Annotated in this window: 11 protein-coding genes; 3 read left to right on the forward strand and 8 right to left on the reverse strand. The window is 70.7% G+C overall.

What is annotated here, in order from left to right:
- Nucleotides 1-111: 111 nt before the first annotated feature.
- The 3 genes from ABT360_RS24470 to nsdA all read right to left on the reverse strand — a co-directional run bounded on the left by ABT360_RS24470 (nucleotide 112) and on the right by nsdA (nucleotide 3,582).
- Nucleotides 112-450 carry a P-II family nitrogen regulator gene (locus tag ABT360_RS24470; protein WP_156692077.1) on the reverse strand — a complete coding sequence of 113 codons (339 nt, stop codon included), beginning with the start codon at nucleotides 448-450 and terminating at the stop codon, nucleotides 112-114.
- The gene (locus ABT360_RS24475) at nucleotides 447-1,793 is read right to left on the reverse strand and encodes an ammonium transporter (RefSeq protein WP_351820352.1); all 1,347 of its coding nucleotides are present in this window, start codon (nucleotides 1,791-1,793) and stop codon (nucleotides 447-449) included. The genes ABT360_RS24470 and ABT360_RS24475 overlap by 4 nt, the downstream gene beginning before the upstream one ends.
- Nucleotides 1,794-2,109: 316 nt before the next feature.
- A complete protein-coding gene (gene nsdA / locus ABT360_RS24480; protein WP_351820354.1) occupies nucleotides 2,110-3,582 on the reverse strand; it encodes a transcriptional repressor NsdA in 1,473 nt (490 codons plus the stop codon).
- Between the two features lie 428 nt (nucleotides 3,583-4,010).
- Between nsdA and ABT360_RS24485 the strand changes: the two genes are divergently transcribed.
- Nucleotides 4,011-4,661, forward strand: a complete 651-nt coding sequence (locus tag ABT360_RS24485) for a bifunctional DNA primase/polymerase (RefSeq protein WP_351820356.1) — start codon at nucleotides 4,011-4,013, stop codon at nucleotides 4,659-4,661.
- A 117-nt stretch (nucleotides 4,662-4,778) separates the two neighbouring features.
- On the opposite strand, the gene ftsY is transcribed toward ABT360_RS24485, so the two are convergent.
- On the reverse strand, nucleotides 4,779-6,005 hold the full coding sequence (ftsY, locus tag ABT360_RS24490) for a signal recognition particle-docking protein FtsY (protein ID WP_351820359.1): 1,227 nt from the start codon (nucleotides 6,003-6,005) through the stop codon (nucleotides 4,779-4,781).
- Between the two features lie 138 nt (nucleotides 6,006-6,143).
- On the opposite strand from ftsY, the gene ABT360_RS24495 reads away from it, so the two are divergent.
- Both ABT360_RS24495 and ABT360_RS24500 read left to right on the forward strand, forming a co-directional pair.
- Nucleotides 6,144-7,604: a cytosine permease gene (locus tag ABT360_RS24495; RefSeq protein WP_351820361.1), complete on the forward strand. Its 1,461-nt coding sequence runs from the start codon at nucleotides 6,144-6,146 to the stop codon at nucleotides 7,602-7,604.
- Between the two features lie 60 nt (nucleotides 7,605-7,664).
- Nucleotides 7,665-8,645 (forward strand): LLM class flavin-dependent oxidoreductase, encoded by a 981-nt coding sequence (locus ABT360_RS24500; RefSeq protein WP_351820364.1) that lies wholly within the window; start codon nucleotides 7,665-7,667, stop codon nucleotides 8,643-8,645.
- Between the two features lie 40 nt (nucleotides 8,646-8,685).
- Here ABT360_RS24500 and ABT360_RS24505 read toward each other — a convergent pair whose 3' ends face one another.
- From ABT360_RS24505 to ABT360_RS24520, 4 genes are all read right to left on the reverse strand, one after another.
- Nucleotides 8,686-10,104, reverse strand: a complete 1,419-nt coding sequence (locus tag ABT360_RS24505; RefSeq protein ID WP_351820366.1) for a sugar porter family MFS transporter — start codon at nucleotides 10,102-10,104, stop codon at nucleotides 8,686-8,688.
- A 232-nt stretch (nucleotides 10,105-10,336) separates the two neighbouring features.
- A complete protein-coding gene (gene smc / locus ABT360_RS24510) occupies nucleotides 10,337-13,906 on the reverse strand; it encodes a chromosome segregation protein SMC (RefSeq protein WP_351820369.1) in 3,570 nt (1,189 codons plus the stop codon).
- Nucleotides 13,907-14,113: 207 nt separating this feature from the next.
- Nucleotides 14,114-14,323, reverse strand: coding sequence for a hypothetical protein (locus ABT360_RS24515; RefSeq protein WP_073754570.1), 210 nt, complete (start codon nucleotides 14,321-14,323; stop codon nucleotides 14,114-14,116).
- Between the two features lie 414 nt (nucleotides 14,324-14,737).
- The gene (locus ABT360_RS24520) at nucleotides 14,738-15,019 is read right to left on the reverse strand and encodes an acylphosphatase (protein ID WP_351820373.1); all 282 of its coding nucleotides are present in this window, start codon (nucleotides 15,017-15,019) and stop codon (nucleotides 14,738-14,740) included.
- Between the last annotated feature and the right edge of the window lie 45 nt (nucleotides 15,020-15,064).

Raw genomic sequence — 15,064 nt, forward strand, 5'->3', positions numbered from 1 at the left:
CGCCGTCCACCGAGAAGACCGGCGCGACCAGCAGATCGGGGCCGAGCACGCGTAGCCGCTGGGTCCCGAGTCTTCGCTGGTCACTTCGGTACTCGTCACCCGTGGGGCTCCTTAGAGTGCATCGGGGCCGCGTTCGCCGGTGCGGACGCGTACGGCCGTCTCGACGGGGACGCTCCACACCTTCCCGTCACCGATCTTGCCGGTACGGGCCGCCTTCACCACCACCTCGATGAGCTGTTCGGCGTCCTCGTCCTCGACCAGCACCTCGATGCGGATCTTCGGGACGAGGTCGACGGTGTACTCGGCGCCCCGGTAGACCTCGGTGTGGCCGCGCTGCCGCCCGTAGCCGCTGGCCTCGGTGACGGTCAGACCCTGGATGCCGAAGGCCTGGAGAGCCTCTTTGATCTCGTCCAGCCGGTGGGGCTTGACGACCGCGGTGATGAGCTTCATGCGTCCACCTTCGTGTTCTCCGCTGCGGGCAGGGCCTCGGTGAGGGTCTTGCGGGAACCGGTGCCACCGCCGGCCCCGCTGAAGTCGTACGCCGTTTCGGCGTGCTCGACCTGGTCGATGCCCAGGACCTCGTCATCCTCGCTGACGCGCATGCCCATCACCTTGTCGATGAGGAAGGCGAGCAGCGCGGAGACGATCAGGGAGTAGGCGAGGACGGCGAAGACTCCGGTGGCCTGCTTGCCGAGCTGCTCCAGGCCGCCGCCGTAGAAGAGGCCCTTGGCGTCGGACTGGACGCCGCCGGTGGCGAAGAAGCCGACCAGCAGGGAGCCGACCACACCGCCGACGAGGTGGACGCCGATGACGTCGAGGGAGTCGTCGTAGCCGAACTTGTACTTCAGGCCGACGGCCATGGCGCACAGCAGACCGGCGATGGCGCCGATGGCGATCGCGCCGAGCGGCGAGCAGGAACCACCGGCCGGGGTGATGGCGACGAGGCCCGCGACCGCGCCGGAGGCGGCACCGAGGGTGGTGAAGGCGCCGTGGCGGATCTTCTCGTACGCGAGCCAGGCGAGCATCGCGGCGGCGGTGGCGACCTGGGTGTTGACGAACATCACCGCGCCGACGCCGTCGTCGTTGCCGAGCCATGAGCCGGCGTTGAAGCCGAACCAGCCGAACCACAGCAGACCGGCGCCCAGCATGACCAGCGGGAGGCTGTGCGGGCGCATCGGGTCCTTCTTGAAGCCGACGCGCTTGCCGATGACCAGGATCACGCCCAGGGCGGCGGCACCGGCGTTGATGTGGACGGCGGTGCCGCCCGCGAAGTCGATGACGCCCATCTCGAAGAGCCAACCGCCGGAGCCCCACACCCAGTGGGCGACGGGGAAGTAGACCACGGTGACCCACAGGGCGATGAACAGCGCCCAGGCGGTGAATTTGACGCGGTCGGCGAGGGCGCCGCTGATCAGGGCGGGGGTGATGATCGCGAACATCAGCTGGAAGACGGCGAAGACGTACACCGGGATGGTGTAGCCGTCCCACAGTTCGGTGATCCCGATGCCGCTGAGCCCGACGTAGTCGGACGACCATCCGACGATGGAGCCCGAGTCGGTGCCGAAGGCGATGCTGAAGCCGTAGAGCACCCAGAGGATCGTGACGATCCCGAGGCTGATGAAACTCATCATCAGCATGTTGAGGGTGGATTTGACGCGGACCATGCCTCCGTAGAAGAAGGCGAGGGCCGGTGTCATCAGCATCACCAGGGCGGAACAGATGAGCATGAACCCGGTGTTGGCGGCAGACAGCGTGGGTGCGTCTGCGGCAAGGGTCGTGATGCCTGGGGGCATCGGCGTCTCCTCGTCGTCGGTCGGCCTGTGCGGGGCGAAGCCGGGGTTGCGCCGGCTATGAGGGGTGGCCGGTCATGAGCCCGAGATTTACGCAGCACGGTTTCGGTCGATGCCGCACGATGTTTCGCCCCAGTGACGAAGAGGGCCGGTGTGTTACGGGGTCGTGAATGGCAGAGTCACGGGAATGTAACGGGCGTATCCTCTGCGCACGACATGGGACCGGCCGCGACGGTCACCCTGTTGACCTGGCAATGGGGGAGCCGAGTCGGGCTGTACGGGGTGACTGTCGCGGCCGGAGTCTTGGGCCCGGTGGCCTTCAGACCGCTTCGGCGGTCTCGGGCAGCTGGGCGGTGAGGATGTCGGTGAGCCGGGCCACCTCGGGTACGTCCCCGAAGTCGCGGGCCGCGGTGTCGACGGTCTTGCGCAGCCGGGTGTTGACCCGCTCGGAGCGGATCCGCCGGGCGACGGTGAGGGCGGACTCGGCCAGCTTGGTGGCCTCCTCGGGCTCGCGCTTGAGCAGGTGCACGGTGGCCATGCCGACCAGGTTGAGCGCGTACGAACGCTGGTGGTCGTCGTCCTGGGAGAACAGGTCCACGGCCCGCTCCATCACGGGTTCCGCGAGCGAGGCGTACGTGGGGCTGCGGCCGGCCACATAGGCGAGGTCGCGGTAGGAGTGGGCGTTCTCGCCGTTGAGCTCGGCCTCGGAGAAGAAGCGGATCCAGTCGGGCTCGGGCTCGCCGTCGAGGCCGACGTCGGCGAAGGTGTCCTCGGCCATGCGCACGGCCCGCTTGCACTTGCTGGGCTGGCCCATGTTGGCGTACGCCCGGGCCTCCATCGCATACAGCATGGCCTGGGTGCGGGCGGTCGCGCAGTCGCGGCTGCCGTACTGGGCGAGGTGGATGAGCTCCAGCGCGTCGTCGGGCCGGCCGAGGTGGATCATCTGGCGGCTCATGGAGGAGAGGATGTACGAGCCCAGCGGCTTGTCACCGGCCTCCTTGGCGGCGTGCAGGGCGAGGACGAAGTACTTCTGGGCGGTGGGCTGGAGGCCCACGTCATAGCTCATCCAGCCGGCGAGTTCGGCCAGTTCGGCGGCGCATTTGAACAGGCGCTTCGCGGTCGAGGAGGGCTGCGGCTCCTGCAACAGGTCGGTGACCTCGTGGAGTTGGCCCACGACCGCCTTGCGGCGCAGCCCGCCGCCGCACTGGGCGTCCCACTGGCGGAACATGACGGTGGTGGACTCCAGCAGGTCCAGCTCGGCGCGGGAGAGCCGGGTGGGGCGGCGCGAGGCGGCCGGTTCGGCGCGGGCCGGTTCGGCGGCCGGGGTGGGGACGAGCCAGCGCTGCATGGGCTCGATGAGGGCGGGGCCGGCGGCCAGGGCGAGGGAGGTGCCGAGGAAGCCGCGCCGGGCGAGCATCAGGTCACTGCGGGAGAAGTCGCTGAGCAGGGCCACGGTCTGCGGGCCCGCCCAGGGGAGGTCGACGCCGGACACAGAGGGTGACTGGTGTGCCGTGCGCAGGCCGAGGTCCTCGATGGCGACGACGCTGCCGAACCGTTCGGAGAACAGCTCGGAGAGGATGCGCGGGATGGGCTCGCGCGGTTGTTCGCCGTCGAGCCAGCGCCGTACGCGTGAGGTGTCGGTGCTGATGTGGTGTGCGCCCATCTGGCGCGCCCGGCGGTTCACTTGACGCGCCAGCTCGCCCTTCGACCAGCCGCTGCGCACGAACCACGAGCTCAGCTGCTCGTTCGGGCGCTTCCCGGCATTCGTACCGTCTGCGCCACTGCCGCCCACTGGAAGGCTCCCATCCGCCGAATCACTGTTGCGCGAACCCGTATCAGAATGCCGTGAACCGTGGCCGCCCGTCCGGGGGTTGCACCCTTCGAACGGGGAACCGGCTTGCCTCCGGCATACCCACCTGCACGGACGCTACCCCGGGGTTCGTGCACTGAAAGTAATCCTACGATCACCCGTCCGGCGAGGTCGTTTCCATAAACGCCACCATTCGCCACCCCTTCGAATGAACTCCCCTGCCGCCAGGCGCGATTCACTTGACACTACGACGATCGGGAGTCGGCGGACGGTAGCGCGACGAGGCGTGCGCTACGGGACGCACCACCCAGCGCACCACCGCGCGCCGCCCGCCGGGGAACGGGCGCGACGGAGCGTCACGGTGGCACTCCGGGTCGTAACCACCGGCGAGTTCCACCGTTGGAGGGGACATGGGCTTCACGATCGGCGGCACCCGCATCCTGTCCGGCACGCGGCGGCGCGGCGCCCGCGCCACGGAGTGCACCGTGGTGGCGGAGTACACGGGCCTGTGGGGCTGGGACGTGGTCCCGGGCGCCCGGGCCGCCTCCGGCAGGTGCTCCTGCGGCGCCCCGGCCTGTGCGGCTCCGGGGGCACATCCGCTGGACTTCGCGCCCGAGGTGCCGGCGGGCTCGACGCTCGACGCGGTCACCGAGGTCTGGTCGCAGTTCCCGGGCGCGGCGCTGATGCTGCCGGTGGGCCGCACGTTCGACGTGCTGGAGGTCGCGCAACAGGCAGGTCACCGGGCGCTGGTCCGGCTGGAGCGGATGGGTCTGCCGCTGGGCCCGGTGTGCATCACGCCGACGGGCCGGGCGCAGTTCTTCGTGGCACCGGGGGCGGCGTCCGAGCTGCCGCAGCTGCTGTACCGGATGGGCTGGGACGACGCGGATCTGGACCTCCGCTGCCTCGGCGCGGGCGCCCACATCACGGCTCCCCCGTCGGACCACGCGGGGCTCGGCCCGTCCCGCTGGCTGCGCCCCCCGACCTTCGACGCGGGCGCCCCGCCGCAGGCCCGGCTGCTGCTGGGCACGCTGGCGTACATCTGCCACCGGTCGGGGATGTGAGCCCGGCCGTGGCGTGAACTCGCCAGGACGTGAACGCGGCCGGGGCGGCGCCTCCTCGTGGGAGGTGCCGCCCCGGCCGGTCGTTCCGTTCCGGACGCCTCGCCGGACGCCTCGGGGTCAGTCCCCGATCAGGGCGTCGACGAAGGCCTCCGGTTCGAAGGGCGCCAGGTCGTCCGGGCCCTCGCCCAGGCCGACCAGCTTCACCGGGACGCCCAGCTCGCGCTGGACCGCGACGACGATGCCGCCCTTGGCCGTGCCGTCCAGCTTGGTGAGCACGATGCCGGTGATGTCGACGACCTCGGCGAAGACCCGCGCCTGGACCAGCCCGTTCTGGCCGGTCGTGGCGTCCAGGACGAGCAGGATCTCGTCCAGCGGACCGTGCTTCTCCACGACGCGCTTGACCTTGCCGAGCTCGTCCATCAGTCCGGTCTTGGTGTGCAGCCGGCCCGCCGTGTCGATGAGGACCACGTCGGCGCCCTCGGCGATACCTTCCTTCACCGCGTCGTAGGCGACCGACGCCGGGTCGCCCGCCTCCGGTCCGCGCACGGTGCGGGCGCCGACGCGCTCGCCCCAGGTCTGGAGCTGGTCGGCGGCCGCCGCGCGGAAGGTGTCCGCCGCGCCGAGCACGACCGACTTGCCGTCGGCGACCAGCACGCGCGCCAGCTTGCCGGTGGTCGTCGTCTTGCCGGTGCCGTTGACGCCGACGACCATGACGATGCCCGGGGTGTCCAGGTCGCTCTCGGTGTGGACGGTGCGGTCGAGGTCCGTACCGATCAGGGTGAGCAGCTCCTCGCGCAGCAGGGCGCGCAGCTCGTCGGGCGTACGCGTACCGAGGACGCGGACCCGCTCGCGCAGGCGCTCCACCAGCTCCTGGGTCGGGGCGACGCCGACGTCCGCGGTGAGGAGGGTGTCCTCGATCTCCTCCCAGGTGTCCTCGTCGAGGTGCTCGCGCGACAGCAGGGTGAGCAGGCCCTTGCCGAGGCTGTTCTGCGAGCGGGCGAGCCGGGCACGCAGCCGGACCAGCCGGCCGGCGGTCGGCTCCGGGATCTCGATCTCGGGCGCGGGCGGGGCCGCGACGAGCGGGTCCTCGACGGCGGCGGGGGCCTCCAGCGCCTCTTCGGCCGTCGGGAGGTCCACCTCCTCGATGGTGCGGCGCGGTTCCTCCCGTGGTGTCTCCGCCTCCTCGCCGACGTGCGGCTCGGCGGGCGGAGCGGTGATGGTCGGCGTGCTCGACGGCGCCTGGGGCGGCGGCAGCTGCTTCTTCTTGCGGCTGCTGACCACGAGGCCGCTGATCGCGCCGACCGCGACCAGAGCGATGACTACAGCAAGGATGAGGATTTCCATAACCCGTCCAGTATCGGCCACGACCGCCCCGACGAGCGGTCCCGGAGCATGCACCCGGGCCCAAGGCCCCTGTTTGGACCTCTTTGGGGAGGAACGTACGATGCGGGGAGTCCCCCTCCTCCCGCACGGAGCTGATCCATGCCCCACGCCTCCGAGTCCGAGGGCGCGACAGAGACCGCGATAGAGACCCGCGGTCTCGAGCCCGTCCCCGATGCCGAGCGCACCGGACACATCCGGGAGCTGTTCCCCACCTGGGTCGCGGCGAACATCAGTGTGCTGCTGCTCACCATGGGCGCCGGCCTGATCGTCTTCAACGGCCTGAACTTCTGGCAGGTGCTGATCGTCGCGATCGCCGCGCCGGTCCTCTCGTACGGGATCGTCGGCCTGATCTCCATCGCGGGCAAGCGTGGCGGTTCGCCCGGCATGGCGCTGTCCCGCGCGGTGTTCGGGCAGCGCGGGAACCTCTTCCCGGGGACGCTGATCTGGGTGGCCCGCTGGGGCTGGGAGACGATCAACGCGGTCACGGGCGCGTACGCCGTCCTCACCGTCCTCGACCTGCTCTTCGGCATCAGAAGCAGCACCCCGCTGATCATCGTCACGCTGCTGCTGTTCGTGGCGGCGACGTTCCTGGTCTCCGGGCTCGGCATCAACGCGCTGCGGGTGTGCAGCACGTGGTCGACCTACCTCTTCGGTGCCTTCTCGATCCTGGTGCTGGTCTACCTGGTGGCCAACACCGACTGGAGTGCCGTCTTCGCCAAGCCGGCCGGTTCGACGGCGATGATGATCGCGGGCATCGGCACGATCGCGGCGGGCGGGATCAGCTGGGTGCCCTCCGGCCCGGACTTCACCCGCTATCTGCCGCGTACGGCGTCGTCGAGGGCGATGGTCGCCTCCACGGTCGGCGGCGCCGGGATCGTGGTGCTGCCGATGGTGCTGATGGGCGCGGTGATGGCGGTGTCGACGCCGAGCCTGGCGTCCGCGCAGGACCCGGTGTCGTTCATCGGTGAGCTGCTGCCGGCGTGGATCTCGGTGCCGTATCTGGTGATCGCGCTGATCGGCATGCTGCTGATCAATTCGATGTCGATGTACTCGGCCGGGTTCACCGCGCAGACGCTGGGCATCAAGGTGCCGCGCGCCTGGGCGGTGAGCGTGAACGCGGTGATCTCGCTGGTCTTCGGGTTCCTGCTGATGGTGGTGGCGACCAGCTTCATCGGGTCGTTCATCTCCTTCCTGACGCTGCTGGCGGTGGCGTTCTCGGCGTGGATCGGTGTCTTCGGCGTGGACATGCTGCGCCGGAGGTCGTACGACGGCGAGGCGCTGATGGACACCACGCGCACGAGCGCCTACTGGTACCGGGGCGGTTTCGCGTGGCAGGCGATGGCCGCGTGGGGTGTGGCGCTGGTGGTGGGGCTGCTGTTCACGAAGGTGGACTGGTTCGCCGGGCCGCTGGCCGGTTCGTGGATCGGTGCGAACGGTCTGGGCTGGCTCGTGACGATCGTGGTGGCGGCCGTGCTGTACGCCGTGCTGCCGCGGACCCCGCGGCAGGCGCCGGCCGCCGATCCCGACCCCGAGCCCGTGTCCGTCACTATGTGCATCTGACGTCACGTCAGCTAACGTCCCCCTTCGCCAGGTACACCGTCCGGCGGAGGGGGATTTCCCATGGCCTTCACAGTGGTCCGGTTCAACCTCGTCGCGCCGGGCGCGACCCCCGAGGCGCTCGCGGACCGTTACCGCGCGGCGCTGGAGATGGCCGCGTACGCCGACGGCATCGGCGTGGACACCGTCCAGACGGAGGAGCACCACGGCGCCGCGAACAACTGGCTGCCCTCCCCCTTCGTCTTCGCCGGCGCGGTCTTCGGCGCGACCCGCCGGATCACGGTCACCGTCTCGGCGGTGATCGGCCCGCTGCACGATCCGCTGCGGCTGGCGGAGGAGGTCGCCGTACTGGACCTGCTGTCGAAGGGGCGGCTGGTGACGGTCGCGGGGATCGGCTACCGGCCGGAGGAGTACGCGGCCCACGGCGTCGACTGGGACCGGCGCGGGCAGCTCCAGGACCTGCTGCTGGAGACGGTGCTGAAGGCGTGGACGGGCGAGGAGTTCACATATCGGGGCCGTACCGTACGGGTCACTCCGCGCCCTTGCACGCAGCCGCGTCCGCTGCTGCTGGTGGGCGGTTCGTCACGGCCGGCGGCCCGGCGGGCGGCCCGCTTCGGGCTGCCGTTCTTCCCGAGCGCGCACCTGCCGGAGCTGGAGGCGTACTACCACGAGCAGTGCGCCGCGTACGGGACGGAGGGCTTCTGCCTGATGCCGGACGCCACGACACCGCTGCTGCACCTGTCGGAGGACCCGGACCGGACGTGGGCGCTGTACGGGAAGCACTTCCTGCACGAGGCGCGGACGTACGCCTCGTGGCAGTCGGAGGGCATCCGCTCGGCGGTGCGGTCGCGGGCGGCGACGGTTCAGGAGTTGCGGGCGGAGGGGGTGTACCGGGTGGTGACGCCCGAGGAGTGCCTGGCGCTGGGCGCCGGCGGCCTCGTACTGCATCCGCTGTGCGGGGGGATGCCCGTCGACGAGGGATGGCGCTCCCTGCACCTGCTCGGCGAACACGTACTGCCCCGGCTCAAGGCCGTCGGGGCCTGAACCGGGGCAGTTCCGTGATCGAGGAGAGGGGCAGCGGGGATTAGCCCATCTCCTCCAACGCCTTGCCCTTGGTCTCCTTCACGTACTTGAGCACGAAGGGGATGGAGAGCACGGCGAAGACCGTGTAGATGACGTACGTCCCGGAGAGGTTCCAGTCCGCCAGGGACGGGAAGCTCGCGGTGATGGCCCAGTTGGCGATCCACTGCGCGGAGGCGGCGACGCCCAGGGCCGCGGCGCGGATCCGGTTGGGGAACATCTCGCCGAGGAAGACCCAGACCACCACGCCCCACGAGAGGGCGAAGAAGAGCACGAAGAGGTGGGCCGCGATCAGGGCGACGACGCCCTGGGTCTCCGGCAGCTTGCCGCCGACGAGGTCGGCGGAGAAGGCCCAGGCCTCGAAGGCGAGGGCGACCGCCATACCGGCGGAGCCGACGAGGGCGAGCGGCTTGCGGCCGACCCGGTCCACCAGGACCATCGCGATCACGGTGCCGATGATGTTGATGATCGACGTGGTGAACGAGTAGAAGAACGAGCTCGACGGGTCGATGCCGACCGACTGCCACAGCGTCGAGGAGTAGTAGAACGCGACGTTGATGCCGACGAGCTGCTGGAAGACGGACAGGCCTATACCGACCCAGACGATCGGCAGGAAGCCGAAGCGACTGCCGAGCAGGTCACGGAAGCTCGACTTGTGCTCACGGCGCATGGCGTTCTCGATCTCGAGTACGCGCGCGTCCAGGTCGACGCCCTTGCCCTCGACCTCGGAGAGGACCTCCTTGGCCTTGTCCTTGCGGCCCACGGAGATCAGGAAGCGGGGCGACTCGGGGATCGCGAAGGAGAGCAGGCCGTACAGCACGGCCGGGACGACCATGACGCCGAGCATCCACTGCCAGGCCTCCAGGCCGGCGATCTCGCCGCGCTGGTCGCCGTCGGCCATGTTGAGGATGGCCCAGTTGACCAGCTGGGAGACGGCGATGCCCACGACGATGGCGGCCTGCTGGAAGGAGCCGAGCCGGCCGCGGTAGGCGGCGGGGGCGACTTCGGCGATGTAGGCGGGGCCGATGACCGAGGCCATGCCGATGGCGAAGCCGCCGACCACGCGCCACATGGCCAGGTCCCAGAGGGCGAACGGCAGGGCGGAACCGACGGCGCTGAGGGTGAACAGGACGGCGGCGATCTGCATGCACCGGATGCGGCCGATGCGGTCGGCGATCCGGCCGGCGGTCGCGGCGCCGACGGCGCAGCCGATCAGGGCGATGGCGATGACCTGGGCGAGGGTGCCGGAGCCGATCTCGTACCGGTGGCGGATGGCCTCGACGGCACCGTTGATGACGGAGCTGTCGTAGCCGAAGAGGAATCCGCCCATCGCGGCGGCGGCCGTGATGAAGATGACATGGCCGAGGTGGTCGGGATGGGCCTCTCGGGCCCCCGACGCCGGCGGCTGCGCTGTGCTGGTCACGTGAACTCCTGGTACCCGGCGCCGTCGCCGGGCATGGGGGGCGAGCCCTTCCAGTGGCGCACAACTTCACGCCGCCCACCACTTGAAGGTAAAAGCAACGTTGCAGAGACTATTCCTTCAAGTTTCGAAGTCAAGAGTCTTTGGGTTGTGAATCTGAGCGCACGGCGTGTCGGCTTGCGTTCAGTACTTGAAGGAGCTGCCAAGGGGAGGTTGCGGACGCGGGCAGGGTTGCTCAGCGAAGGCGCTGGCTGATGACCTTGGAGACGCCGTCCCCCTGCATGGAGACGCCGTAGAGCGCGTCGGCGACCTCCATGGTCCGCTTCTGGTGCGTGATCACGATCAGCTGGGAGCTCTCCTGGAGCTCCTGCATGATCCGGATCAGCCGCTGGAGGTTGGTGTCGTCCAGCGCCGCCTCGACCTCGTCCATCACATAGAACGGGCTCGGCCGCGCCTTGAAGATCGACACCAGCATGGCGACGGCCGTCAGTGACCGCTCCCCGCCGGACAGGAGCGACAGCCGCTTGACCTTCTTCCCGGGCGGGCGGGCCTCGACGTCCACGCCCGTGGTGAGCATGTTGTCGGGGTCCGTCAGGACGAGCCGTCCCTCGCCACCCGGGAAGAGCCGCGAGAAGACCCCCTCGAACTCCCGGGCCGTGTCGCGGTACGCCTCCGTGAAGACCTGCTCGACGCGTTCGTCCACCTCCTTGACCACCTGAAGGAGGTCGGCCCGCGTCTTCTTCAGGTCCTCGAGCTGCTCGGACAGGAACTGGTGGCGTTCCTCCAGCGCCGCGAACTCCTCCAGCGCCAGCGGATTCACCTTGCCGAGCTGTTGGTACGCCCGTTCGGCCGACTTCAGGCGTTTCTCCTGTTCGGCCCGGACGAAACGTCTCGGCTGGTTGCGCGGGTGTTCCGGGTCGTCGGGCAGCTCCTCCCCCTCGGCGGGCAGGGACGGGGGAACCAGCTGGTCGGGGCCGTATTCGGCGACGAGCCCGGCGGGCTCCACGCCCAGCTCCTCCAGCGCCCTGGTCTCCAGCTGCTCGATGCGCAAACGCTTCTCGGCACCCAGCACCTCACCGCGGTGCACCGAGTCGGTGAGCTTGTCCAGCTCGCCCTTCAGCTCCCGCCCCTGGGCGCGCGCCGCCGACAGGTCCTGTTCGCGCGCCGCCTTCGCCGCCTCGGCCGCCGCCCGTTCCCGCTCGGCCCGTACGAGGGACACCTCCACGTGTGCGAGGAGCTGGCGGGCCCCGGCGGCGACGGCCGCGGCGACCTCGGCCTCGTGGCGCAGCCGGGCGCGGCGCTGCTCGGCACGCGCGCGTGCCTCCCGTTCCGCGCGGGCGGCCCGGTCGAGGGAGTCGGCGCGCCCCGCCAGTCCCTTGACCCGCTCCTCGTGCGTACGGACCTGGAGGCGGGCCTCCATCTCGGTCTGCCGGGCGTTCGCGCCGTCGGCGGCGAGCCGGTCGCGCACCGAGGTGTCGGGCTCCTCCTCCCCCCCGTCCCCGAAGGGGGCCGCCTCTTCGGCGACCAGCAGCCGCTCGGCCAGCTCCTCGGCCTCCTCGGTGGCCTTCTCCAGGGCCTCCTGTGCGCGGGCGGCGGCCGCGGCGGTCCGCTCGGCCTCGCCCGCGGCGCCCCGGGCCTGCCCGGAGAGCCGGCCGAGCGCCTGGGCCACGGACGACTTCTCCCGGTCGGCCGCGCGTCGCCGCTCGGCCAGCTCCTCGACCCGCGCGGCCGCGGCGCGGCGCCGCTCGGTGGCCCCGGCGTGCGCCGCGGCCAGTTCCTCGCACCGCACGGCCAGCTCGGCCAGCTCGGCGGCGGCCTCGTCGACGGAGGCCTGCACCTCCAGCAGGCTGGGCGCCCCGGCCGACCCGCCGTGCGCGAAGTGCGCCCCGAGGACGTCGCCCTCGGCGGTGACGACGACGAGCCCGGGGCGGGCGTACACCAGGTCCTCGGCGTCCTCCAGGGTGGCGACGACCACGACGTCCCGCAACAGGCGCCGCACGGCCGGCATCAGCTCCTCGGGCCCGCGCACCAGGTCCACGGCGTACGTACGGCCCTCCTCGCGTACGTCACCGTCGACACCGCCCGGCAGGCCGCCCAGCAGCAGCGCGGCGCGCCCCGCGTCCTGCTTGCGCAGCAGCCGGATGGCCTCGGCGGCCGTCGCCGGGTCCCGCACGGCGATCGCATCGGCGGCCGCGCCCAGGGCGGCGGCGACCGGCACCTCGTACCCGGGCGTCACGGTGAGCAGCTCGGCGGCAGGGCCCAGCAGACCGGCGAGGCGGTCGGCGGCGCCCAGCAGCGCGCCCGTCCCGTCCTTGCGGCGAAGGCCCAGCGCCAGGGCCTCGTGCCGCGCGGCCAGGGCGGCCCGCTTCCGTTCCGCGGCGGTCGCGGCCTCCCGGGCGGCGGTGAGCGTGGCCTCCGCGTCGGCGAGCTCCCGCTTGGCCGCCTCATGCTGCTCGGCGAGCTCGGCGTCGCCGGCGTCCAGCCCGTCGACCTCCGCCTTGAGCGCCTCGTACTCCTCTTGCGCGGCGACCGCCCGCTCCTGTGCCTCGTCGCGGGCGGCGGCCAGCCGGTCGATCTCGGCCTGTGCGGAGGCGGCGCGCGAGCGGGCCGCGCCCACCTGGCCGCGCAGCCGGGCCAGGCCCTCGCGCCGGTCGGCGATCGCCCGCGCCACGTCCTTCAGGCGCCGCTCCTCCACCGCCAGCTCCCGCTCCAGTTCGGCGCGGTGGGCGACGGTGTCCTCCAGGGCCCGCTCGGCCGCCTCCAGCGCGGCCTCCAGTTCCGCCTCCTGCTCGCGGATCCGGGCGGCTTCCCGCTCCAGGTCCTCGGGGTCGCGGCCGCGCCGCTCCTCCACCGGCGGGGCGGTGGCGCTCTTCACCCGCGCATCGGCCAACGAGACGGTGCCGCGCACCCGCTCGGCCAGCTGCGACAGCTCGTACCAGGTCTGCTGGGCGCGCTGGAGCCGTGGGACGAGGCGCCGCACCTCGTCCTCCAGCTCCGACTCCCGGGCGAGGGCCGCCTTCAGCTCGGCCTCGGCCCGCTCTTTGCGCTCCTTCAGCGCGGCCTCGTCGGCGATCTCGGCGTTCAGCGCCTCCCGGAGGCGTACGAGGTCGTCGGCGAGCAGCCGCAGCCGGGCGTCGCGCAGGTCGGCCTGGATGACGGCGGCCCGCCGCGCCACGGCGGCCTGCCGCCCGAGCGGCTTGAGCTGGCGGCGCAGCTCGTCGGTGAGATCCTGCACGCGGGCGAGGTTGGCCTGCATCGCGTCCAGCTTCCGCAGCGCCTTCTCCTTGCGCTTGCGGTGCTTGAGGACGCCGGCGGCCTCCTCGATGAACGCCCGGCGGCCCATAGGGTCGGCGTGCAGGACGGAGTCGAGCTGCCCCTGCCCGACGATGACGTGCATTTCCCGGCCGATACCGGAGTCGCTGAGGAGATCTTGGATATCGAGCAACCGGCAGGTGTCGCCATTGATCTGGTATTCACTGCTGCCGCCCCGGAACATGATCCGCGTGATGGTGACTTCGGCGTAGTCGATGGGCAGCGCGCCATCGGAGTTGTCGATCGTGAGGGAGACCTCGGCACGGCCGAGCGGCGGCCGGCCGGTCGTCCCGGCGAAGATGACGTCCTCCATCTTGCCGCCGCGCAGCGACTTGGCTCCCTGTTCCCCCATGACCCAGGAGAGCGCGTCCACCACATTGGACTTGCCCGACCCGTTCGGCCCCACGACGCACGTGATTCCCGGTTCGAACCGGAGGGTGGTGGCGGAGGCGAACGACTTGAAACCGCGCAGGGTCAGGGCCTTGAGGTGCACGCCCCCGGACTTTACCTGCCGCTTCCCGTTTGCCTCATGAACGGCCAGGGCACATCAGAGGTTAAGGATCAGTGGGACGCCCATGACGGCGGGGGGAAGGAAAAGAAAGAAGGGACGCCGAAGCGTCCCTTGCATATCTCGCGAGAGTGTTTCTCACCCTGCCCGCTACCGACGTGCCGATACGGGCCTTGCCGACGGGGGCTGGGATCAGGTGAGCGCAGGCTCCGCCTTGGGTACGTCGATGTCGATGCCGTCGAGCAGCGACTCGCTGTGTGCGGCGGCGTTCAGCGCGTCGTTCTCGGACTGAATCCGTACGAGCTCGGACTCGAGGTCCTGGACGCGCTGCTGAAGCCGTCGCATCTCGGCGAGAAGTCGCGGGTCGGAACCGCCGACATAACCGAGAAGCGCCTTTGCCATGACTTTTGGTCCTCCACACTGAGTGACCGACCGAAGCGGTGTGGGTCGTGAGGGATTCGCACCCGCGGTGTCCGGCAGTGTTGGGTGCCGCTGCGTTCTTCACTGCCGAACAGCTAAGGTGCGCGGGGCTTCCAGAGTCTCACCAAAAAGTTTGACGGTCAACACGATCACGCCCCGCATCAAGGGGCAACCGGGGGGTCTGCGGCCGCGGATGGTGCGGCGGCGCCTCTCGCTGCGGTGCCCAGGGGCGTCCGGACGATCCTTCGAGGACCTTTGGATCATCCTTACCCGCGCAGCCTGGCATGACAAGCGATTCTTGGCAACCACCAGGTCATTTCTGCCGTACGCACATGCCGGCGGCAGCTCCGCCGGCTCCCGGTGCGTGGACCCCGGCCGGCTCCGAGACGAAGATCGTCAGCGGATCGCGAAGCCGTCGTACCCGCCGCGCGGGGTGTCCCAGATCTCGGTGACGCCGTCCACGTTCCCGGGTGTGTCGCCGGAGCGAAGCCACTCGAGCAAACGGTGGCAATTCTCACTCGGCCCCTCGGCCACGACCTGCACCCTGCCGTCCTCCAGATTGAGGGCGAAACCGGTGAGACCGCCGATCTCCAGGGCGTTTGCCCTGGTGAACCAGCGGAAGCCCACTCCTTGTACTCGACCGCGTACCCAGGCGGTGAGCCGTGCGTCTTCGTTCATGGCTGCACGCTAACCGGCCAATTGCACTCGGATCACTTCTCCCCC

The organism is Streptomyces sp. NPDC000229 (assembly GCF_040300825.1).
In the GTDB taxonomy this organism is placed as follows: Bacteria; Actinomycetota; Actinomycetes; order Streptomycetales; family Streptomycetaceae; genus Streptomyces.

Coding starts and splice junctions, on each gene's coding strand:
- ABT360_RS24500 (WP_351820364.1), top strand. CDS start 7,665: ATGGCCTTCACAGTGGTCCGGTTCAACCTCGTCGCGCCGGGCGCGACC.
- ABT360_RS24520 (WP_351820373.1), bottom strand. CDS start 15,019: ATGAACGAAGACGCACGGCTCACCGCCTGGGTACGCGGTCGAGTACAA.
- ABT360_RS24470 (WP_156692077.1), bottom strand. CDS start 450: ATGAAGCTCATCACCGCGGTCGTCAAGCCCCACCGGCTGGACGAGATC.
- ftsY (WP_351820359.1), bottom strand. CDS start 6,005: ATGGAAATCCTCATCCTTGCTGTAGTCATCGCTCTGGTCGCGGTCGGC.
- ABT360_RS24495 (WP_351820361.1), top strand. CDS start 6,144: ATGCCCCACGCCTCCGAGTCCGAGGGCGCGACAGAGACCGCGATAGAG.
- ABT360_RS24515 (WP_073754570.1), bottom strand. CDS start 14,323: ATGGCAAAGGCGCTTCTCGGTTATGTCGGCGGTTCCGACCCGCGACTT.
- ABT360_RS24485 (WP_351820356.1), top strand. CDS start 4,011: ATGGGCTTCACGATCGGCGGCACCCGCATCCTGTCCGGCACGCGGCGG.
- ABT360_RS24475 (WP_351820352.1), bottom strand. CDS start 1,793: ATGCCCCCAGGCATCACGACCCTTGCCGCAGACGCACCCACGCTGTCT.